A 20,704-nucleotide genomic window follows, 5' to 3' on the forward strand; every position below is an offset into this window, starting at 1 on the left:
AGATGGGTCACCTAGCGATTGCTACTAGCAATCTTAATCCTCCACTACTAGGGAATGGGTCACCTAGCGATTGCTACTAGCAATCTTATCCTCCACTACTAGGGAATGGGTCACCTAGCGATTGCTACTAGCAATCTTATCCTCCACTACTAGGGAATGGGCTCACACCTAGCGTATTTGCCACCCCATTAGTGGAGAAAACCACTTCGTGGATGGGGTCCCCCTTGTTAGGATAACTCGGCCTGACGCCGAGTACACCACAGGTGTATAGTTGTTCTATCCTTCACTTCGTTTAGGAAGAACAGCTAACATAGTAGCGCTAATCCATCATTCTGCTAAAATCTACACCTTCTATAAAAAAAGAGATAGACTCACGTCTATCTCAGCACTTGCATGGATAACTCCGCCAAAGGCGGAGTATAGTCCAACTAATTTTCGTAAAACGAAAATAGTTGGGCTAACAAATAAACGGCCTGTGGGGGAACACAGACCGTTTAGGGAGTGAGAAAACATAATGAATAAGAAAATCAAAGGGGGAGAAAATTTTTTATCATTTTCATCCGTTTATATTATGACATATATTTATGTACGAATAATGAAAAGAGTATGTCTTTTTTGTGTTTTTTCGGGTTTTTATTCAATAGGTTCAGGCATATCACGTGTCAATAAATATTGCACAGATCTAAACTCATATCCTTCTTCTCGGAGTTTTGGAATTAGGCGATCAAGGCATTCTGCGTTGTCCTTTGAAATACTGTGCATTAAAATAATCGCACCGGGATGAATGCGAGCCAAAATCTGATCATAGGCATACTGCCAACCACGTTGTTGATCGACGTGCCAATCCATATAGGCTAAAGACCAGAATAGATTATAGTATCCACGCTCTTTTGACCAATCTAGAACTTGTTGATTAAAATGCCCTTCGGGTGGTCTTAAAAAGCGCACCATTTCTTTTCCTGTAATTTCTGTATATTTATTTTCAATTAATGTTAATTCTTCGTTAAATTTTTCCTTGCTGACTTTTGTTAAATCGGGATGATGATACGTATGGTTCCCGATAATATGACCGTCATCCACCATTCGTTGTACTAATTCAGGATTTTGTTCCATAAAATGACCTGTAACAAAGAAAATGGCTGGAACATCATATTTTTTTAATACATCCAAGATTAATGGGGTATTTCCATTCTCGTAACCACAATCAAATGTTAAATATAAATCCATCTGATCAGCTGGTGCAATATAAAATGCATCATTATTTCGAACGATATCATCATATTCTTGGCCTGGCCAAGGTTGTTGATGATTTTCACCTTTAGGAATTCCCCAACCAATATTCTTTGCTGAAGCCGTAAAAAATGACCCTAAACAAAGTAATAATGTTAACATTATTGTTCCAAAGTTGAACTTTCTTTTCATTTTTATCACCTCTCATTATCAAAAAGAATTCTATAATAATTTGTCGAATTTCTGCACAATATATACATAAACAACTGATAAATTTTAGCGATAAATTTGATTCATTTATGATGATTCATTTACTATAATGGAATTAAATGTTAAAATCTAATAGTTTTTTAATCAGAAATTATAAACAGGAGGCACACCCGATGGAGCATATCTTTTCTCTCGAATTTCTTAAAAAGCTAAGTGAACAACTCAAAAAACGGGAAATCAAAGGATTACCCGAGCAAATTGCTTTTAACCTCGTGATGGCCATTGTTCCTCTTCTTGTTGTAATTGTTCAACTTGGAACCTATTTATCTTTGAATACAGATTTAGTCGAGTATTTAATCATGGCTTATGCACCCAATGAGTTAAAACTACTTTTAATGAATCTTTTTTCAACAACGTCGACCCCTTCTGGAAATATCTTTTTTCTTATTACAACGGGTATTTCGTTTATGTGGTTAATCTCTAAAGGATTCTACGGAATTGCCGCCGCTGCCAATACCACTTATCAAGTTCCTTATATGAAATTTGCCTATTTAGAACGTATTTTTTCTTTCCTTATTGTTATTTTCATGATTTTATCACTTGCCTTAGTCACAGTATTCGCTTTATTTGGTCAAGGCCTTATCATTTTAATTTTTAAACTTTTAAATATCCATATCCAATCTCATTTACTGCTGATTTTTAATATCATTAAATCACTGATTAGCTTCTTAGGTTATTTTAGCTTCTTTTTATCGCTATTCTATTTAGCACCAAGTATCAAAATGAGAGTGGGTGAAATCATTCCGGGAGCTCTTGTCACCTCAATTGGATGGAGTGTGTCATCAATTGGATTCACCTTCTATGCCAACCATATTGCAAACTATAATAAATTTTATGGGAGCCTATCCGTGATCATCATGCTACTGTTTTGGCTCTTTATTCTCGGATATACCATTATGATTGGCCTGCAAGTGAATTACATTCTTAAACGTGATTACTTCGGTGGCGTTTCCTACGAACAAAAACTTGGAATTTTCAATCGTTTTCGCTATCTATCAAAATGGACAAAATTTGCTCCTACAGAAATATCAGATTCAAAATAATCGCATATCTTTAGCACCTCATGAATAGAATTTAGCAAGACTATTTTGATTACTGAGGTGAAATCATGAAAAAATATTGCCTATCCTTCGCCATGCTCACGCTACTTTTAAGTGCATGCTCACAGGATTCAACGTTATCTAAAGTCTCAACGCCTCAAACCGTCGAGAACTTTATAACCAGTAACACCCTAACCACCACTGACACACCAACAAAAGAGACGACGACTACCACCGAAACACCTGAAGTTTCAACTCCTCAAGAAGAAGTGGCTTTAACATTCGCCACTCAACAAGACTTTGTTGATTACATGTATAAAAAAATTGTGGCCCTCGAAGACACCATTGCACTACTCGATTCTAATCTTTCACAACTATTTGCCGTGAGTACCTCAGAAGATACTTCTGGTTACCAAAGCATTCGTCAAAATTTATTTGATCAAGCCACAAATGAAATGGATAACATGGCGACTTTAACCTTACCTAACACTGAGGTAAAAACGCTACATGATTATGTGCAAAAAGCATATCAATATACCATTAAATCCAAACAAGCAGAATATGATATTTTCAATTCTGAATCACTTGATGCACGCCAACAACTATTAGAAGCTAATTCTGAAAACGAACGCTTAAGTGCCCATTATATTCAATTATCATGGGACGAAATCGATCGCTTATCAACCACAACCATTTATCGTAAATAGAAAAAAAGTGAGACTAATTTGTCTCACTTTTTTCTATAGGATGCTTATGATATTTAATCTCACTAATAATCCAAACTAAAACAGGAATGGCTAATTCAAAGATTGGTAAGAGGTAAGTTGGATTTACATTTAAAATCTGATTTAAATTTTCAACTTGGCTTTCTTGGAAATGTGCCCCACATAGACACATTACTACAAGAATAGGCAAAGAAATAATTTTATGATTTATTTTTTTAAAGACTCCATTAATTAAGCTAGTACCGGCATAAAAATAAACACAAATCTTAAAGAAACAAGTGGTCATTAAAATAATAATGGCAAGAGGATCAAGACGTTCAAAAAAGATATTGACTCCGACCATCTTCATCGAGTTAAAGAAGGGATAAACAAAGTTATAAACTAAATCCTCACCTAATATTCCAATATTAAAAATATCTACCATTAAAAGCAAAATGGTTCCGCAAATTAAGGCTGCAAATCCAACCTTTAAAATTTTTGGACTCTGAGCTTTAGGCACTAAAGGGAAAATGACTAAAAAGGCAATCAATTCACCGTAAGGAAAAACAGTGGTTTTATAAATTTCTGGGATTACTTCGTTGAACCCATGTTCTAAAATCGGAAAAAAATGATCAAAATTAAAGATACCTGATGTAAACACCCCTAAAACAAGTGGAATGAAACTGATTAATACCAAATAAAATAACAATTCAGATGCTCGTCCAATCGTATTAAATCCTAACATCATTCCATACCAAATCACTAACGCTAACAATCCAAGAATTAAAAACATGCTAGCGCCTTCCATGACAGTAAATTGAATCATATTACCAGTACTAATCACAATTCGATATCCCATATAAAGAAAATATCCTGAGTAGACTAGCACAACTAGGCTTCCTAAAACCTTTCCAAATACATCTTGAAGAATTAGCGTTAAGGACTGATATCCATGTAAGTAACTAATTCGATGATAAATAACAAATAAAATACTACCCAAAACAGCCGCAATTAACATCACAATCCAAATATTTGGTCCAGATAATCGTCCAACATTACTTAGGGTTGCACTTGCGGTTAAGTATAGAATTAATAGGGTAAACATCTGATTTAAACTAATCCGTGATGTTTTCACACGACTAACCTCCCTTTATTTTTGTTGTAGATTTTGAATATCTCCAACGGATATAATATTAGCTTCTACTTCAACATCAAAGGTCAATGTCGGATAAATGTCTGACCAATACCCTTGCAACTCATGCCATTTTTTTGGATCTTTCATATAAATTTTTGATCCTACTCCAATAATATCACTCTTAAATTCAGTTTGAGTTTTCGTAATGACTTGAATTAAATTTTCCTTCATTGCTTGTGCGATATAGGTTTCAACCGTTGTCAGATTCTCAGGTTTACTTAAGTCAATTGGATATTGATTTTCCATAATATAACCTGATACTTCACATTTAACGGATACCTTATTTTCATCCATATTTGGCTTAATGTCCGTTTTAGTCCCTCGTGCTTCAAACGTAATATTATAGTCATCAACAACGGCATTCACGACATAACGTTCGGCATTATCCATCAAAACATTATAGAACTCTGCCTCATGACTATTTAAATAGCCAACAAACTTATCTTGCTTAAAAGCCGCTAAATAATTAACCTCAAATTGACTAGGGGAATTAACCTCTAAAATATTATCAACATTTTCCCCAGCACTTGGGTCATTACTTTTAATTTCAACACTATTTAAAACGAGCTCTACTCCTCTAGCATTTACCATATTAATCGCATCATATAAGTTATAACTGACTTGTCTTCCGGTACACACATGACACATGTTCGTTAAAGAATTTAACTGATTAATCGGAATCGTCTCGTTTGGAGCTAACGTTGATAAAACCGTTGCAGCCATGGTTTCTTTTGCGACGACTAAGGAAATATTAGGACGAATTTTAACATTGCGAAGAGCAGCATCTAATACATCATTAATGCCATCTTTGGCAATGTTTTCATCAATGACAATCACGCTTAGATGAGGCAAATATAGCACTTTAGAAGTCAAATTTGATAATCGACGATACGACTCAAATATCGTACTCCCCTCAGCTTGAATCGTTACGATTGGAAGTGTATTTTGATGATTACCGGCAATCGAAGTTGGATTAACAACTTGAGCTGTCATCAAATATCCCGTTGATGTTTTATCAATTCCAAGCCCTGCCACAAGTCCAATATTGCTCATTTCAATTTTATGGGCGCATCCGGTTAAACAAAAACACATCATAACTAAGATAAACAACCGTTTCATCTTATACCTCCTCTTCTCGTTTTGGATTTTCTAGATTGTGTTGGACACGATCTGGAGAGTTAAAAATTTTCGGTCTATATTTCATCCAAGAAAGCGGTAAACGAATAAATTGATCTTCTTGATCATGTAAATTAAAAGGCGCAATCGGTGCCATAAAAGGTTGATTAAAGGTCGTTAGACTACATAAATGCAGAATCAGAGCAAGGAATCCAAGGGTAATCCCATATAAACCAAATTCTGCACCGAGTAACATGAACACAAAGCTTAAAATTCGAACCGCATTATTTAAACGAATATTTGATAAAATAAAAGAAGAAATAGCCGTTAATGAACCAATAATAATAACCATCGAGGAAACAAGTCCTGCTTGAACTAACGTTTGTCCGATAATTAATGAACCTACAATGGTCATCGAATCCCCAATGGCTTTTGGTTTACGAACGGAAGCTTCCCGTAAAATTTCAAATAAGGTCATAATGATTAACGTTTCAACAATGGTAGGGAATGGATTGGCACTCCGTTGATCGATAATCGTCACCAGTAAAACGGTTGGAATCATTTCCTGATGATACGTTGAAATCGCGATATAAAGACCTGGAATCAAAATAACAATCATAAACGCTAAGTAACGAAGTAACCGTTCAAATGTTGCAATAACCGGACGATTATAGTAATCATCGGCCGTTTGAAACATCATTGGAAAATAAGAGGGGGCAATGATTTGAAATGGTGTATTATCGACCATAATGGCAATCGCACCATGTACAACAGCGGCCGTTACCTTATCAGGACGTTCGGTTTCAATCAAACGTGGAAAAACGGTCCAATGATGATCTTCAATTAATTGCATCAACTGGCTACTATCCGTGATACAGCTAATATCAATCGCTTCAATTCGTTGCTTTGCAATCTGAACGAATTCTTTATTTACTACCCCTTCAAGATAAACGACAAAGACATCTGTTTGAGAACTTCTTCCGACTTTATACGTATCAAATCGAAGACGTGGGTCCTTAATATGACGACGAACAAGCGCTGTATTCACGCGAATAGTCTCAACAAAAGAATCTTTTGGTCCGCGTGTGGCAATCTCTGTTTCAGGTGCTGTAATGGAGCGCATTTGCCATCCTTTACAGTCAAAGGCCATAAACTGAGCAACCCCATCTAAGATGACAATAATTTGTCCTGTCAATAATTTATCGTATAGATCCGTATAATTTTCGCCGCAACTTGCCGACATCATACTAATACGTGATTGATAAATCGTTTTAAAGGTTTGTAACGGTCGATCTTTTTCTCCACTATCACCTACTAGAGATAAATCAATCATTAAAACACGAACAATAAAATCCTCGGCTTGATTACTATCAATTAACCCATCAATTCCAAGAACAATTCCTTTTAAGCCTGATACGCCTTTTAATTCAAATTCCCGAACAATTAAATCATTAGCATTTCCTAAATCCTGTTTAATTTTTTCTGTATTTTTATCTATCTGCTTAAATAAAGGAATCTTTTTTGGCTGATGCTCAGGGGCTTTTGTATTTTTCTTTCCTTTAAAAACGCGAAAGATATCCATAAAGTTCACCTACTTTTTACATTTAGTCCTATTATTTGAGAATGTGAACCAGTTATACAAAATTAACTTAATAATCACATTTACCTATTTTTGTAAAACTCCTTGAATTTCATTTCACGAGGAACTATAATAAAGACGAAAATCTTAGGAAGGGGGCCTATTATGAATGATAGAATTTCGATAAGGGGGCTCATCACGCAGTTTGACCATTTAAAATTAAAACTAGCTATGCAAGGCATTTTAGTTGGGATAGCTTCGGGATTCATGGTTGTTTTTTATCGAATGATCTTAGAAAAAGCTGAGCATATTAGACAGCTCATCACCTTAAATCAACCATTATGGATGATTGGAGGATGGTTTATTTTATTAGTTCTCGCTGCCCTTTTCGTGGGACGGCTCATGATTAAAGATCCCATGATTTGCGGGTCTGGAATTCCACAAGTGGAAGGGGTGCTTGCTAATAAACTGAATATGAATCCAGTGTCTGTATTAATTCGTAAATTTATCGGTGGAACCCTTTGTATAGGAGCTGGGTTATCTGTTGGAAGGGAGGGGCCTTCTATTCAACTCGGAGCTGCAACTGCACAGTGGATGAGCCGCCTATTTAAACGCCCAAATATCGAGGAAAAATACCTAATCACAAGTGGTGCTAGTGCAGGACTCGCTGCAGCTTTTAATGCCCCTCTTGCGGGTGTGATGTTTTCACTAGAAGAAGTTCACAAACATTTCTCACCACTCATTCTAGTGTCCGCCATGTCTGCATCACTAACCGCTGACTTTATTTCTAAACACTTTTTTGGATTAAAACCTGTCTTTCAGTTTAATCGACTTGAAACCATTCCACTGACATCTTATGGACTTATCGTTATTCTTGGAATCATAACCGGCTTATGTGGGGTCTTTTATAATAAAATAACGGAAAAAACATTAGATACTTACGACTCTATGACGTGGCTAAAAAAACAATATCGCCCTCTCATTCCCTTTTTAATGGCCGGCGTTTTACTGTTTGTGTTGCCTGAAGTTTTAGGAGGGGGGCACTCACTGGTTGAAAGTTTGACGGAAGGAAATTTTACAATTGCCTTTATTTTGATTTTGTTGATGAGTAAGTTTATTTTTTCAATGATTAGCTTTGGCTCTTCAGTACCAGGAGGCATCTTCTTCCCATTACTCGTGCTCGGAGCTTTAACTGGTGCGCTTTTTGGAAATGTCTTATCTGCTTATTTTAGAATCGATGAACAGTTTATTCAAAACTTTATCATTCTCGCGATGGCCGGTTATTTTACAGCGATTGTCAGAGCCCCTATGACTGGGATTATTTTAATTACTGAGATGACTGGCTCATTTTCACATTTACTGTCACTGTCTTTAATCTCACTCATTTCTTATACAGTAGCTGAATTATTTAGAAGTGAGCCTATTTATGAAACACTTCTGCATCGTATTTTAAAAGGCAGCCAAACAGATTCAAATGATGCCCTGTGTGAAACCAAAACCTTGCTCGAAGTCCCTATTTTCTTCGATTCTTTTATTGATGGCAAATGTGTGAAGGATTTGGCGTTGCCTGAAAATTGTTTGCTAGTCAGTGTGAAGCGAGGAAATGAGGAGATTATTCCAAGGGGAAATACGCTGCTTCATTCTGGCGATATTTTAATTGTCTTGGTAAGTGAATCGGTAGCAGGAACGATTAGAGATGACCTTCTCACCTACTGTGATTCCACTCATATTAAAACGGCGTGAAAAATTTTCACGCCGTTTTGATTAATTTTCATAAAATCATCCATAACAAACTCACGAACTAAAAAAAGGAGTGAGTTATGATGATACTTTACTTAAAAAACTATGAATTCAAAACAATTGCTCACAAGCTTGGGCTCATATACATCCTAAATATTATCGATTTAATGCTTGGGATGATTTTATTTAACGCTAACTTTAAGCCTGCTACGAACGGATTCAACGCCATTTTATTCGGAAATCCTTTCGGTATTATCTTTCTTAAAATCCTTCTACCTATTGCACTCCTTGGATACCTCCTCTATCGCATCCAACAAATCGATGATCGCCGCATTCTACGCCTTATCAATTTGACCATTAGTTTAATTCTAATCTTCTTCTTAATCACAAACCTCGTTCATCTAAGTAACTGGATTAATACGTCATTCATCTAAATGATGGCTTGAGTCGTCCTGATCTTTTACTAAATCGTAACAAGACGATAAAAAAAGTCGCTCAAACTTTGAGCGACTTTTTTAATTTGAACTACGTTTTCTTAACTTATTGAATCTTTCCTCTAAATGAACAGCATTTAACGTTAATAAAACGGTCAACACTAACATAAGCATACATAAACCTAAACCAATTAATAGGTACATCGTTCTCCCCCACTTTCCTACGACAAATTATACCAAAATCAGTTTTATTTTTCAAAAATAATTAATGACTAACTATCTGCTCAAAGTGTTTCAAAAAAAACTCGCAAGCTTTTGCTCACGAGTTCTATTGACTCATATAATTTTCTATTTCAAGCCACGACGCCGCGTTCCAATCTTTATTAGCAATCGCATCCTTATCAAAACTTAATAACATGACTTCTCCAACTGGATTTTCAATACTTGTCAAACGATTGTCAAGGTAGAGAATATCTAGCTGTTTAAGCTCACTGACATGCTCCATCTTTGAAATATCACGTAACAACTTTAACGTTTGTTTGTAAATTCGGCTTGTCATTTCATTTCTTGGATAATAATTCAACGCCATCTTAGGAATGACCTCAAACGTTAAACTCGCGATGCCATCTTCAAGCAAGAGCGTTGTTTCGCACCCGACGACAAATCTTGAAATCCATTCTAATTCCGCAACCAAAGGATCAACTACCTTTTCAACTTCAACAGGAACAATCACTGGATTACTCACCAAAAGGTCCTCTTGAACCAGTTCAGTCACCATTGAACGATTCTGTTGAAATGGTGCACTAATCATCGTGATAACCCATATCCCTCCACGATAAATACCGTATCCTAACAGCCCAATCAATATGATAAAGACGATACAAGCTATCGTAAATCGTCGTGGATTAACAATTCTCATCCTAATACTCTCCTATATTTTATTTATTTTTACTAATTATAACAGATTTTCTACTATTTAAATACACTTTTAAATAATTGCAAACTCAACTTCACAGTCCCCAAACTGCCCGCTTCTAATCATCACATCCCCCATTCCCTTACCTGTCGTTTTCACATAAATCGCAGCTGCTCCTCCAACAATGGCTGGTGCATGACCAACCAATTCAATCGGACCTAGCGTTTCAACTCTTAAACTATCAAATGCATACGGCAACACATTCCCATTCTCACACCTCACCTGAACCACAATTCGATTTATCTCATACGTCTCATGAAGAGGCACCACCTCATAATCAGCCTTTGCCACCAACCTTGGATTTCTCACTGATCCCAAACACTTCGTCTTCACCAACTGTCCGCCTTTATATCCTGCTAGTCGATACACCGTGTGCGAATCTTTGAGATTTCCGACATACTTTCCATACATCCCCATCTCTTCTTCAACACTAATGCCATATCGAAGGATGGCAATCGCCATTCGTAACTTATAGCGAGGTGGTAAATTCATGCCGTGCATCGAAGATGCCATCAACACCTTTTTAACATTATCAGCATCCCACTTCGTCATTCCTTCCTCTTCCTGAAGCATATCTCCAATCAAATCATCAATTAAAATAGGAGGATGCTTCAAATACTTAAACTCCCTGTGATTTGGATAAAATCCTTTAATTAACACATCATTCTTAAATAAATTTACATAATCACAATTTGTAAACACATAAATCGGACCGAGTATCCCACCAGCATGCTCCCCAATATTAAAGCTTGTTCCGACCTCCATAACGGGAATCTTTTCTTGCTGTGAAGCATAAACAAAAGCTGACAACTTTGGAATTCGATTAAAATCAAGCACCCCGTGATAACACATGCCATCGCCACTTCCAAACTCCATATGCGTTGGATAATCAAACAAACAGCATCCAATAGCTCCACTTATTCGTTTACTTCCCATCATCTTATTCATCACTTTAACATGGCGCATCGCTTGCTCTAATCGCTGTTCCTCATTATCATAACGTTTCGTCGGATACATATGACCGGTATGGGCACTGACTAAATAAGGAATCTTCGAATCCTTTACCACCTTTTTCGTACTTAAGAGTGGCGCATTTGAAAAATCATCAAACGTGTAAACATCTTCAAATAATTGAGGATGCCCAAACTGACCTCCACCTCCCGTTTGACGAGTCGGATCCAGGTCATGAGCCAGTAGATTGGCCTTTGTATAAAGGGACTCGTCATCAGATGAATCATTAACTCCCACTCCCCAAAGCACAATGCTTGGATGATTTCGGTCCCTTAAAATCATATCCTGAACATTTTGAAGCATTAAATAGTGCCATGATTCACTCTCACCAACAGATTGCCAGCCTGGAACTTCCTCAAAAACTAATAATCCCAGTTCGTCACAACGATTTAAAAAATGTTTCGACTGCGGGTAATGAGACGTTCGTACCATATTCAACCCGAGTTCCTGCTTCAAAATTTCTGCATCACGCTCTTGTAATAATCTTGGCATCGCATCCCCAACACCGGGGTAACACTGATGGCGACTTAATCCAACCAATTTCACTAATTGATCATTTAAATAAAAGCCATCACTTCTAAACTGTGCATCTCGAAATCCAAAACGAGTTGACGCCACATCTATGACTTCATCTCCTTTTTTCAATCGAACCTCAACCGTATATAAATAAGGATGCTCTAAATCCCAAAGCTTTGCCTGCTTCATCAACGTGGTTAAATGAACCACCTTCTGATTTAAAACAGGTAGCTGTATCGCACGAACAACATTTTTTTCATACGAGATTATGACATCAAGTTTATCAACTGACGTTGTCGATGATAACGTTACATCGACGTCAATAACCTTACTTGCTGATCCGCTTACAAAAATATCTTCAATGTAAACAGATGAGACTCGCTTCAAATAAACTTCCCGATACATCCCCGCATAAGTTAAATAATCAATCACGCCTCCAAACGGTGGAATATGCGCTTGCTCGGCACCATCGACCTCTACCTTAATCTCGATATCACCTGAGGGAATTTCGACCTCAAATGGCGTATAGCCACCCTCATGATGAAAAATCAACTCATCATTCACAAAAACTTTGGCCGTTGTCGCCACCCCATCGAATGTTAGGAAAAAACGTTCCCCTTTAAATCTTGGCGCAAGGCTCAATGATTTACGATAAAGACTCTTGAATTGGTATGCCTTTGCGTCTAAGTAATTAGGCGGCATCATCGTATGAGTATGAGGAATTTTCACCAATTCCTCTTCATGTCCATCATATGAAAAATACCAATCATCTAGAAATTCGACTATTCTCATCAGCATATCCCTCAAACTTCATTTTAATATCTAGTCTTATTCTAACCGTTCGTCCGTATTTTAAATCAAATATAAATTAAAAAGACCAATCTTTACGACTGGTCCTTTTCTATATTCAATTAAGCGATGAAATTAATCATATCCTGGATTGATTTTGATCCGAATGTTACTTTTTCATCGTTGATGATCATACATGGTACTGACATGACTTTGTGTTTTGTTTTTAATTCTGGGAAGTTTGCGATGTCTAACATTTCTGTTTCAACGTTTGGATTTTCAATCGCAATACGTTGTGCTCCGACTACAACGTCTGGACATAAGTGGCATGATAATGACACGGCAACTTTAATGTTAACTTTTTTGTCGATTCCTTTGATTGCTTCTAAAACAGATGCATCTAATGCTTGTCCTGGTCCAGCTAAATTATAGATAGCTAATAAGAATGAGTTTAACTCATGTCCACCAGGTACTCCGTGGAATTTAACTCCTGAATATTCTCCATCTTTATTTAATAAGGCAACCACTGGATATTTATCGGCATTTACTTTTTCTTCTAGAGCTTGGTCTTCACCTTTAATTTTCACGACTGCTTCTAACTTATCACCTAAGTTTGCAATATCGATCACAAGGTCACGTAACTCAATTGATTTTTCGTTAGATGGCTCCACGATTGTGACTAAAGTCACGTTGTTTTCCATACGACTTAAAACCGTTCCGATTTGTTCACGTAAGGCATCATTTAATAAAGCTGAACGTCCTCCAACTGGAGCCGCTTTTGGCGCTTCAGGTTGTTTAAGTTCTTGTTTAGGAGCCTCTTCTACAACTTCTTCTTCAACAATTCCTAAACGTTCTTTTTCATGAGCTACGTATTTTTCAGCTTCTAAAGAAGCAATCGCTCCATCAGATACAGCTGTTACAATTTGACGTAACATTTTTGGACGTAAGTCTCCGGCTGCATAAACCCCTTCTACACTTGTGTGCATATTTTCATCCGTGATGATATATCCTTGACGGTCCATATCAACTAAACCATTAAATACTTTTGTTTGTGGCACGTATCCTGCAAAGATGAAGATTCCAAAAGTTCCATCTTCTTCTGACGCTACATGTTCAAAAGTTTCTCCCGTTTGATTATTGATGAATTTTACTCGACGTAATAACTCGTCCCCAGTCGCTTCTACTACTTCAGTGTTGAATTTAACTTCAATTTTTGGATGAGCTAATACTTTATCGGCGATTGTTTTTGCACAAGTGAATTCAGGTTCACGGGCGATAACTGTTACTTTACGAGCGAAACGAGTTAAGAAAATCGCTTCTTCCGCTGCTGCAAATCCAGCACCAATCACGAATACTTCTAAACCTGTATAGAACTCACCATCACAAGTTGCACAGTATGCTACCCCACGTCCACGATATTCTGCTTCACCTGGGAATCCAAGTTGTCGTGGAGTTGCTCCAGTTGCGATAATCACTGAACGCGTTTGGAAATCACCATTTGTTGTTTTTAAAACCTTAACTTCACCTTCTAAGTTGGCTTCTAAAACTTCAGCTTGAGTAAATTTCACACCGAAATCTTCAGCTTGCTTATGCATTTCTTCCATTAACTTTGGTCCTGTTGTATGACGTACCCCTGGGTAGTTCACGATTTCATTTGTTGTTTTCGCTTGTCCCCCAGCAGAACCTTGCTCTAACACTAACGTTTTCATTTTCGCACGTCCAGAATAAATTCCAGCTGACATCCCAGCTGCTCCAGCACCAATAATAATAACATCATAAATCATACTCATAATTAAATTTCCTCCTTTTATATTTAAAATGATGAGTCGCACACCTCTTCATTTAAATGCTTCTTTATTTTTTCGTTATTATAAATAACGATCAAAGGGACTTAAATCAGTTCCTCTCATCACACATTTATAATGAATATTACAATATTATACAATTTTATTGAAATCATTTTCTATTAGTATATTTATAAGAATAAGGAGGAAATCTCCTTATTCTTATAAAATGTTACAAACCTCTTGATTTACCTAGCCTGATTATAGCTTTGTTTTATACATCACCCTATCAGGACTTTGTATAAAGGTATATCTACCAATCCAGCTTCGATTGGCAACACACTGGTAAAATTCAATAGCCACTTGTGTCTCTGACACTACGGGCTCTTATCATTTCATACTTATTCTCATTATCAAATGATAATATAGAATAAGTTGATCCTTTAGGGTTCTGCGTGTGTTAAGCGCCAATCTCAGCTTTTTATAATCAATCTAGTTTCATCGAGCAACATCTCTATAAAGTTCTTCTCCCTCTCCTTGTTCACAATTCGAACAATCCGGTGAGAATTCACTTTTACGAGATGATAACCGCTCGACTCAACCTTTTTCTTATAGCTTACCTACTAAGTCTAAGCTTGGTGTTAATGTTTCTTGTCCTGGTTTCCATTTTGCAGGGCAAACTTGGTCTCCGTGAGCAGCTACGAATTGAGCAGCTTGTACTTTACGGAATAATTCGTCTGCATCACGTCCGATTCCATTGTCATGGATTTCGTAAGCTTTGATAACACCTTCTGGATTAACAACGAAGCTTCCGCGTAAAGCCATACCTTCTTCTTCGATCATAACTCCGAATGCACGAGTTAATTTTCCAGTTGGGTCAGCTAACATTGGATATTGAATTTTAGCGATTGTTTCAGATGCATCAGCCCATGCTTTGTGAACGAAATGAGTATCTGTTGAGACAGAGTAGATTTCGCATCCTGCTTCTTTAAATTCAGCATATTTATCTGCTAAATCTCCTAATTCAGTTGGGCAAACGAAAGTGAAATCTGCTGGATAGAATACATAAACAGCCCATTTTCCTTTAGCTGCTTCAGCAGTGAATTCTTTGAACTCCCCGTTTTGATAACCTTGTAATTTGTAATCCATAATTTGAGTACCGATTAATGACATTTTACATTCCTCCTCTAAAATAGAAACAGTAATCATTACTGATATTAGTATTATAGGCTTTGATTTCTTAAAAGTCAATATGATTTCAAAAAAATTTAAAGCTTTTTATTTGACCTAAATACCCTTGATTATTATGAACCCGTCAAAGTTGTCTATACTCAATTATCTAATAACAAAAAAATGAAAAGAATTTAGACTCATTCTAAACTCTTTTCATTTAAGTTTCTTATCTATTCTTTTTTTACTTTAAGCCAATTTAAAATTTCTTTATTGACATTCGTTAACTCTTCAATTGCTTTAGCCATTTGATAATTTTCTTTTTCAACTTGTACCATCCAATCTAAAATCTCTGCTAGCCCTAAAAAAAGAATAATGGCTACCATCATTCCAAATCCAATCATACTTGCCATCATTAAATCTTCTTCATGAAGAATTTGATTGAGTATCAGAATCAATCCAAACAAAGATCCTCCAATAGCTAAAACTCGCAAACTATTAGCATATGAGCTTAACATAAAAAAAGAGTTTCTCGTTAATTTATCTGCTGGTACGACATATGCCGTCTTTTTTTCACCACATGCCTGACAAAAATTCGCTTTTTGTCTATTTAATTTTGCACACTTTTCACAGCTCCACTTCATTAAATATCCTCCAATCATACTAAATTTACCACCATTATAAAAAGATGTCTACTCTTATTCTCAATAATATTCATTTAGATATTTAATAAAATGAGGCAGAACTTTAAATAGAAAGTACTAACTTTCATCAACTGGATTTAAACCCCTTCACTTTGTATGAGATAAACTTTTTTCCTTATTAATTAATAAAAATCACCTTTCTTCAAAAAAATAGTAGTCTGAACAACTCTATTATAGAATGAAAGGTGATTTTACATTTCTCTCAAAAAAGCTATAGTCTTTAATGAAAAAGAGCATCTGACTCCGTGACTATATCATCTCAGTCATTTAATACAGCTCATCTCTTAATGAAACATCAATTAACGTCCTAAATCAATAACATTTTGAACTAGTGCTTTACAACGTCCGCAAGCTGTCCCAGCTCCCGTTTTTTCTCCAACTTCTTCAACTGTTGTGGCTCCACCTTCAACAGCTGCTACCACATCTGCTAACATGACTTGTTTACATCCACAAACAGAATCTAAAATCGCTTGGATTTTTGGTAAACATCCACCACAAGCTGTTCCAGCTCCTGTCATTTCTTTAATCTCGTCAATCGTACGAGCTCCTTGAATCATTGCTTTACGAATTGTAATGTAATCCACTTGCTTACAGTGGCAAATCATTTTGTGTGCATGTCCTGCCATGATTTGATTCCTCCTAATAAAAAATAATCCTTTTTATCATAGCATATTTTGTAAAATCATTAAGTATTTTGCACTTTAAAATAATAAAAAAAGAGGATTCACATCCTCTTCTACAATTCAGCTATACTCCCATCCTCACCTACAAATAACAGTAATACAATGGGATCATCAGCTCCTTGTTCTTCAAGCTCCACTGATTTTAAGGCGACATAATAACCGATTAAATCATCACCGTAATGTTCTGGCATCTCATCATACATATACACAATATCATCACTAGCTCCATAAACTTCAATGGCTAATTGAATAGCATCTGTTCCTGAAAAATCATGCGCGTGCGCATACTCTGAACTCGTATCCTCAGCACTCGCAATCAAAGTTTCAAGCTCCTCAATCTCAGGATAATCTTCTAAACTGAGTCCCTCAACTTCAATCAATTCTATCACATTAGCAAGCTCAAGCTCAGCACCACGTGTCTCCCCTAAACCGAGCAACATCGATACATAATCAAGACTTTCTGAAATAGTGGACTCGACACTTACTTCCTCGACCACATCCAAAGAGTCCTGATAATCAAGCGTCAATCCCTCTGCACTTTCGAATCGCACAATATTCCCGCTACATCCGGCCAACACCAAAACAGTCAATACACCTAACCTTTTCATCATATCCCCCTATTCATTCATCCGTCTTCGCAAATACTTAAGCTTGGCCATCTGCTCATCAAAAACCTTCATATCGCCAAGTCGCTTAATCACCTGATTAATCATCCCTTTTTCCTCACTAAACTCGCCACTCTCAACCGCCTCTTCGCAGGTAATAATCATCTCACCTAGCATCTGCTGCAGTTTCTCAATGGCAACCTCTTTAACAACCTCGGACTTCGTGTTCACTAAATTCAAATCCGTCCAAGCAAGCAAAGCGGCATCAAGCTCACCTTCTTCTAAGTACTCCATCATCTCGATTAAAGACTGCATCTGTGCATATAAAGAAGCATACTCAGGATCGTTACCTTCATTTTGCGCAAACGCAATATAAGAACGTGCCTCCTTAAAATCACCTTCCTCAAGCGCTTCAATCGCCCATCTCATCGATTGAACGGCCAAATTCTCAGAACAACCACCTAACAACAAACAACTCATCATCATGAAGACAAAGTATTTTTTCATCTCATCGCCTCACGTCATCTTTTATTCACTTGAGGATAACATGGATTAATTCAAAATTTTGGCGCATTCTCGAGAAAAATTTTTCTACTTCTGTCTCCTTTTATCAAACAAAAAGAAAACCGCCAAACGTTGACGGCAGATCACAAAAGCCTATTAAATCAATAAAAAAAACGGTGAAACAGACACATCTATTCAACAAATGTGAAATTTCATCGTTTCTCATGTTTTTTCACTTAATAATCTTTTTCTTTTGTACCTCAAACTCTTCCTCTGTTAAGACGCCACTACTTCTTAACCTCCCCAAACGTTCGAGTTGTTCAAGCTTCTTTTCATTTAAATCTGTGGCTATCTTTACACTCCTTTTACTATCAGGAATAACTTTTACCATACTACCCGAGATAATCAATCCATCACCTGATGAATCATACGCTATATTAATAATCTTATTATATCCATACCATTTGGCATAAAATCTTAGATGTGCTATTTCTACCCATTTATTTTTGGGAGATGTGCTCACTCTAAAATGATACGGTTCTTTCGTCGAATCTATTTTAAAATTTTTGCGGTACGTATTTGGAAATGTCTCGATTTCATTATAATCTAACTGAACCTGATTTGCCTTTTTCAATAATTGCGCTCGTACTCTCTCATAACAAGTTTGGCACAAACAAGGATTATCTTTTGGAACGCCATAACTTTGAATCAACGAATACAAATCAAAATGATTCGTTAAATAAGGGGGCTTGGATAACTCGTTAATTAGACTTTTACGATACCCAATATCCCCTTTTAGAAAAGATTTTCGTTTCGCTTCTTTATTACATCTTCCACATCTCGCATTGGTTTCTAAACTAATCCTATTTAATCCATACGCCACCAATGGCAACCACTCATCCATCCTCTTAAGTCCTCCTTATTCGTTTACCTCACTTATTAAAACACTTAATAAAGTTTATGCCTAATGAATTAAAATAGAATAAAAACTAGCTTCGACGCTAGTTTTACTTAATAATCTTTTTCTTTTGCGCCTCAAACTCTTCTTTAGTTAACACACCACTCTTTAATAAATGTCCGAGTTTTTCAAGTCCCATCAACTGTTTGATCCATTTGTCAACATCGTGGCCTGCCTTCTTTTCCTTCACCAAGTGCACCAAACTTCCGGACAACTTGATACCATCCTCAACCGGTGTCTGCCGCAAATTAATCACCGCATTATATCCATTCCAGCAACCATAAAACTTCACGTGGCTCAGCTTTAACTCTTTCTCATCCTTTGTTGTCAACACCTCAAACGTATGAATGGGTTGCGAAGACTCTAGCACGTACTCGCCCTTAAACGAATCATCAAATACCTTCACATTATGATAACGAACCTGCACCTCCTCGGCCATCCTAAACAATTCCTTATGCCACTTCTCATAACAATTTTCACACAGCCAATCGAACTCAAACATTGACTCAAAATCAAAGCAATCGAACAAATAAGGAGAGTCCTTCAAATCGTTAAGCAACTGCTCTTTGTAATGAACGCCATCCTTATAAAATTGTTTTTTCTTATATTTCTCTCCACACTCATGACATACCTTATGAAAAACCATCGTCATCACCCTCTTATTTAAAACGTATGTCCAGCTAATCAAAAAAATGTATCACTTTATTAGCCCCGACAAATATTAACAAAAACATTCATTTATGATATAATAGGGTGTCAATAAAACGGGATTATTGGGATAGGAGAGTTAGTTTATGCGCAAACCAGTACGTAAAGCCGTGATTCCAGCTGCAGGATTTGGAACTCGTTTCTTACCTGCAACAAAATCACAACCGAAAGAAATGTTACCAATCGTTGACAAACCAACGATTCAGTACATTATTGAAGAAGCGATTGCTTCAGGAATTGAAGAAATTTTAATTGTCACAAGTTCAACTAAACGTTCAATTGAAGATCACTTTGATAAATCATATGAACTTGAAGATACATTAGCTAAAAAAGGTAAACAAGACATGTTAGAAATGGTTCAAAACATTTCAAATATGGCTCAGATTCATTACATTCGTCAAAAAGAAGCGAAAGGTTTAGGGCATGCCATTTTATGTGCTAAAACGTTTATCGGTGATGAACCCTTTGCTGTCCTTTTAGGAGATGATATCGTTGTAAACGAAGAAAACCCTGCAACAGGGCAATTAATTCGTGCCTACGAAAAAAATGGATGCTCAATCATGGGAGTTCAAACCGTTGCCGATGAGGACGTCTCAAAATATGGAATCATGAAACCATCAAAATCACATCAACCAGATGGGCGCTTAGTGAAATTAAGCGGAATGGTTGAAAAACCAAAACAAGAAGAGGCGCCATCTAACTTAGCCGTGATGGGACGCTACGTCTTAACACCTGAAATCTTTGAAATGTTAGAAACGCAAGAACCAGGAGCAGGTGGAGAAATCCAATTAACAGACGCCATTGACCGTTTAATGGACCGCCAAGCGGTTTACGCTTACGACTTCGAAGGAAATCGTTACGATGTCGGAGACAAATTCGGATTCATCAAAGCAACGATCGACTTCGCCTTAAGCCGCGAAGACTTAAAACACCAAGTAGAAGCTTATTTAAAGGAACTTATGGCATAAAAAATACTAAAGATAACCTA

20 protein-coding genes are annotated in these 20,704 nt (G+C 36.7%); 5 read left to right on the forward strand and 15 right to left on the reverse strand.

The window, feature by feature from the left end; genetic code table 11:
- Positions 1-633: 633 nt before the first annotated feature.
- Positions 634-1,422 (reverse strand): delta-lactam-biosynthetic de-N-acetylase, encoded by a 789-nt coding sequence (pdaA, locus tag HMPREF9402_RS09900; protein ID WP_006783447.1) that lies wholly within the window; start codon positions 1,420-1,422, stop codon positions 634-636.
- A gap of 191 nt (positions 1,423-1,613) precedes the next feature.
- Here pdaA and HMPREF9402_RS09905 point away from each other — a divergent pair, with 191 nt between their 5' ends.
- Positions 1,614-2,543, forward strand: a complete 930-nt coding sequence (locus HMPREF9402_RS09905) for a YihY/virulence factor BrkB family protein (protein ID WP_009607265.1) — start codon at positions 1,614-1,616, stop codon at positions 2,541-2,543.
- Positions 2,544-2,608: 65 nt separating this feature from the next.
- Positions 2,609-3,247, forward strand: coding sequence for a hypothetical protein (locus HMPREF9402_RS09910; protein ID WP_006783449.1), 639 nt, complete (start codon positions 2,609-2,611; stop codon positions 3,245-3,247).
- Positions 3,248-3,260: 13 nt separating this feature from the next.
- Here the strand turns inward: HMPREF9402_RS09910 and HMPREF9402_RS09915 are convergent, their stop codons facing one another.
- From HMPREF9402_RS09915 to HMPREF9402_RS09925, 3 genes are read right to left on the reverse strand one after another with little or no spacing between them, the layout of a single operon-like run.
- Positions 3,261-4,379 carry a GerAB/ArcD/ProY family transporter gene (locus HMPREF9402_RS09915; protein WP_009607271.1) on the reverse strand — a complete coding sequence of 373 codons (1,119 nt, stop codon included), beginning with the start codon at positions 4,377-4,379 and terminating at the stop codon, positions 3,261-3,263.
- 15 nt (positions 4,380-4,394) lie between these two features.
- Positions 4,395-5,558, reverse strand: coding sequence for a Ger(x)C family spore germination protein (locus HMPREF9402_RS09920; RefSeq protein ID WP_006783451.1), 1,164 nt, complete (start codon positions 5,556-5,558; stop codon positions 4,395-4,397).
- A 1-nt stretch (position 5,559) separates the two neighbouring features.
- Positions 5,560-7,137, reverse strand: a complete 1,578-nt coding sequence (locus HMPREF9402_RS09925; RefSeq protein ID WP_009607269.1) for a spore germination protein — start codon at positions 7,135-7,137, stop codon at positions 5,560-5,562.
- Positions 7,138-7,299: 162 nt separating this feature from the next.
- Here HMPREF9402_RS09925 and HMPREF9402_RS09930 point away from each other — a divergent pair, with 162 nt between their 5' ends.
- Together HMPREF9402_RS09930 and HMPREF9402_RS09935 are read left to right on the forward strand one after the other, a co-directional pair.
- Positions 7,300-8,877: a ClC family H(+)/Cl(-) exchange transporter gene (locus HMPREF9402_RS09930; RefSeq protein WP_009607260.1), complete on the forward strand. Its 1,578-nt coding sequence runs from the start codon at positions 7,300-7,302 to the stop codon at positions 8,875-8,877.
- A gap of 80 nt (positions 8,878-8,957) precedes the next feature.
- Positions 8,958-9,308: a hypothetical protein gene (locus HMPREF9402_RS09935; protein ID WP_039930959.1), complete on the forward strand. Its 351-nt coding sequence runs from the start codon at positions 8,958-8,960 to the stop codon at positions 9,306-9,308.
- Positions 9,309-9,389: 81 nt separating this feature from the next.
- Here HMPREF9402_RS09935 and HMPREF9402_RS14920 read toward each other — a convergent pair whose 3' ends face one another.
- From HMPREF9402_RS14920 to HMPREF9402_RS09985, 11 genes are all read right to left on the reverse strand, one after another.
- Positions 9,390-9,512, reverse strand: a complete 123-nt coding sequence (locus tag HMPREF9402_RS14920) for a hypothetical protein (RefSeq protein WP_006783455.1) — start codon at positions 9,510-9,512, stop codon at positions 9,390-9,392.
- Between the two features lie 124 nt (positions 9,513-9,636).
- Positions 9,637-10,227, reverse strand: coding sequence for a hypothetical protein (locus tag HMPREF9402_RS09940; protein WP_009607267.1), 591 nt, complete (start codon positions 10,225-10,227; stop codon positions 9,637-9,639).
- Between the two features lie 69 nt (positions 10,228-10,296).
- Entirely contained in the window at positions 10,297-12,603 is a 2,307-nt protein-coding gene (locus HMPREF9402_RS09945) for a glycoside hydrolase family 2 protein (protein WP_139058196.1), read from the reverse strand.
- A 119-nt stretch (positions 12,604-12,722) separates the two neighbouring features.
- The gene (locus HMPREF9402_RS09950; RefSeq protein ID WP_009607272.1) at positions 12,723-14,390 is read right to left on the reverse strand and encodes an FAD-dependent oxidoreductase; all 1,668 of its coding nucleotides are present in this window, start codon (positions 14,388-14,390) and stop codon (positions 12,723-12,725) included.
- Positions 14,391-14,993: 603 nt separating this feature from the next.
- The gene (ahpC, locus tag HMPREF9402_RS09955) at positions 14,994-15,557 is read right to left on the reverse strand and encodes an alkyl hydroperoxide reductase subunit C (protein ID WP_006783459.1); all 564 of its coding nucleotides are present in this window, start codon (positions 15,555-15,557) and stop codon (positions 14,994-14,996) included.
- Between the two features lie 230 nt (positions 15,558-15,787).
- The gene (locus HMPREF9402_RS09960; protein ID WP_139058197.1) at positions 15,788-16,198 is read right to left on the reverse strand and encodes a zinc ribbon domain-containing protein; all 411 of its coding nucleotides are present in this window, start codon (positions 16,196-16,198) and stop codon (positions 15,788-15,790) included.
- 359 nt (positions 16,199-16,557) lie between these two features.
- Positions 16,558-16,884, reverse strand: a complete 327-nt coding sequence (locus HMPREF9402_RS09965) for a (2Fe-2S)-binding protein (RefSeq protein WP_006783465.1) — start codon at positions 16,882-16,884, stop codon at positions 16,558-16,560.
- A gap of 110 nt (positions 16,885-16,994) precedes the next feature.
- On the reverse strand, positions 16,995-17,549 hold the full coding sequence (locus tag HMPREF9402_RS09970; RefSeq protein WP_009607264.1) for a hypothetical protein: 555 nt from the start codon (positions 17,547-17,549) through the stop codon (positions 16,995-16,997).
- A 9-nt stretch (positions 17,550-17,558) separates the two neighbouring features.
- Positions 17,559-18,053, reverse strand: a complete 495-nt coding sequence (locus tag HMPREF9402_RS09975) for a hypothetical protein (protein WP_009607268.1) — start codon at positions 18,051-18,053, stop codon at positions 17,559-17,561.
- 229 nt (positions 18,054-18,282) lie between these two features.
- Positions 18,283-18,954: an SHOCT domain-containing protein gene (locus HMPREF9402_RS09980; RefSeq protein ID WP_009607263.1), complete on the reverse strand. Its 672-nt coding sequence runs from the start codon at positions 18,952-18,954 to the stop codon at positions 18,283-18,285.
- Positions 18,955-19,057: 103 nt separating this feature from the next.
- Entirely contained in the window at positions 19,058-19,654 is a 597-nt protein-coding gene (locus tag HMPREF9402_RS09985) for an SHOCT domain-containing protein (protein ID WP_009607261.1), read from the reverse strand.
- A 148-nt stretch (positions 19,655-19,802) separates the two neighbouring features.
- On the opposite strand from HMPREF9402_RS09985, the gene galU reads away from it, so the two are divergent.
- Positions 19,803-20,684, forward strand: a complete 882-nt coding sequence (gene galU, locus HMPREF9402_RS09990; protein WP_009607270.1) for a UTP--glucose-1-phosphate uridylyltransferase GalU — start codon at positions 19,803-19,805, stop codon at positions 20,682-20,684.
- The last annotated feature ends 20 nt before the right edge of the window (positions 20,685-20,704 follow it).

It is taken from the genome of Turicibacter sp. HGF1 (genome assembly GCF_000191865.1).
Lineage (GTDB): Bacteria > Bacillota_I > Bacilli_A > MOL361 > Turicibacteraceae > Turicibacter > Turicibacter sanguinis.

Coding starts and splice junctions, on each gene's coding strand:
- pdaA (WP_006783447.1), bottom strand. CDS start 1,422: ATGAAAAGAAAGTTCAACTTTGGAACAATAATGTTAACATTATTACTT.
- HMPREF9402_RS09905 (WP_009607265.1), top strand. CDS start 1,614: ATGGAGCATATCTTTTCTCTCGAATTTCTTAAAAAGCTAAGTGAACAA.
- HMPREF9402_RS09910 (WP_006783449.1), top strand. CDS start 2,609: ATGAAAAAATATTGCCTATCCTTCGCCATGCTCACGCTACTTTTAAGT.
- HMPREF9402_RS09920 (WP_006783451.1), bottom strand. CDS start 5,558: ATGAAACGGTTGTTTATCTTAGTTATGATGTGTTTTTGTTTAACCGGA.
- HMPREF9402_RS09925 (WP_009607269.1), bottom strand. CDS start 7,137: ATGGATATCTTTCGCGTTTTTAAAGGAAAGAAAAATACAAAAGCCCCT.
- HMPREF9402_RS09930 (WP_009607260.1), top strand. CDS start 7,300: ATGAATGATAGAATTTCGATAAGGGGGCTCATCACGCAGTTTGACCAT.
- HMPREF9402_RS09935 (WP_039930959.1), top strand. CDS start 8,958: ATGATACTTTACTTAAAAAACTATGAATTCAAAACAATTGCTCACAAG.
- HMPREF9402_RS14920 (WP_006783455.1), bottom strand. CDS start 9,512: ATGTACCTATTAATTGGTTTAGGTTTATGTATGCTTATGTTAGTGTTG.
- HMPREF9402_RS09940 (WP_009607267.1), bottom strand. CDS start 10,227: ATGAGAATTGTTAATCCACGACGATTTACGATAGCTTGTATCGTCTTT.
- HMPREF9402_RS09945 (WP_139058196.1), bottom strand. CDS start 12,603: ATGAGAATAGTCGAATTTCTAGATGATTGGTATTTTTCATATGATGGA.
- HMPREF9402_RS09950 (WP_009607272.1), bottom strand. CDS start 14,390: ATGAGTATGATTTATGATGTTATTATTATTGGTGCTGGAGCAGCTGGG.
- ahpC (WP_006783459.1), bottom strand. CDS start 15,557: ATGTCATTAATCGGTACTCAAATTATGGATTACAAATTACAAGGTTAT.
- HMPREF9402_RS09960 (WP_139058197.1), bottom strand. CDS start 16,198: ATGAAGTGGAGCTGTGAAAAGTGTGCAAAATTAAATAGACAAAAAGCG.
- HMPREF9402_RS09965 (WP_006783465.1), bottom strand. CDS start 16,884: ATGGCAGGACATGCACACAAAATGATTTGCCACTGTAAGCAAGTGGAT.
- HMPREF9402_RS09970 (WP_009607264.1), bottom strand. CDS start 17,549: ATGAAAAGGTTAGGTGTATTGACTGTTTTGGTGTTGGCCGGATGTAGC.
- HMPREF9402_RS09975 (WP_009607268.1), bottom strand. CDS start 18,053: ATGAAAAAATACTTTGTCTTCATGATGATGAGTTGTTTGTTGTTAGGT.
- HMPREF9402_RS09980 (WP_009607263.1), bottom strand. CDS start 18,954: ATGGATGAGTGGTTGCCATTGGTGGCGTATGGATTAAATAGGATTAGT.
- HMPREF9402_RS09985 (WP_009607261.1), bottom strand. CDS start 19,654: ATGGTTTTTCATAAGGTATGTCATGAGTGTGGAGAGAAATATAAGAAA.
- galU (WP_009607270.1), top strand. CDS start 19,803: ATGCGCAAACCAGTACGTAAAGCCGTGATTCCAGCTGCAGGATTTGGA.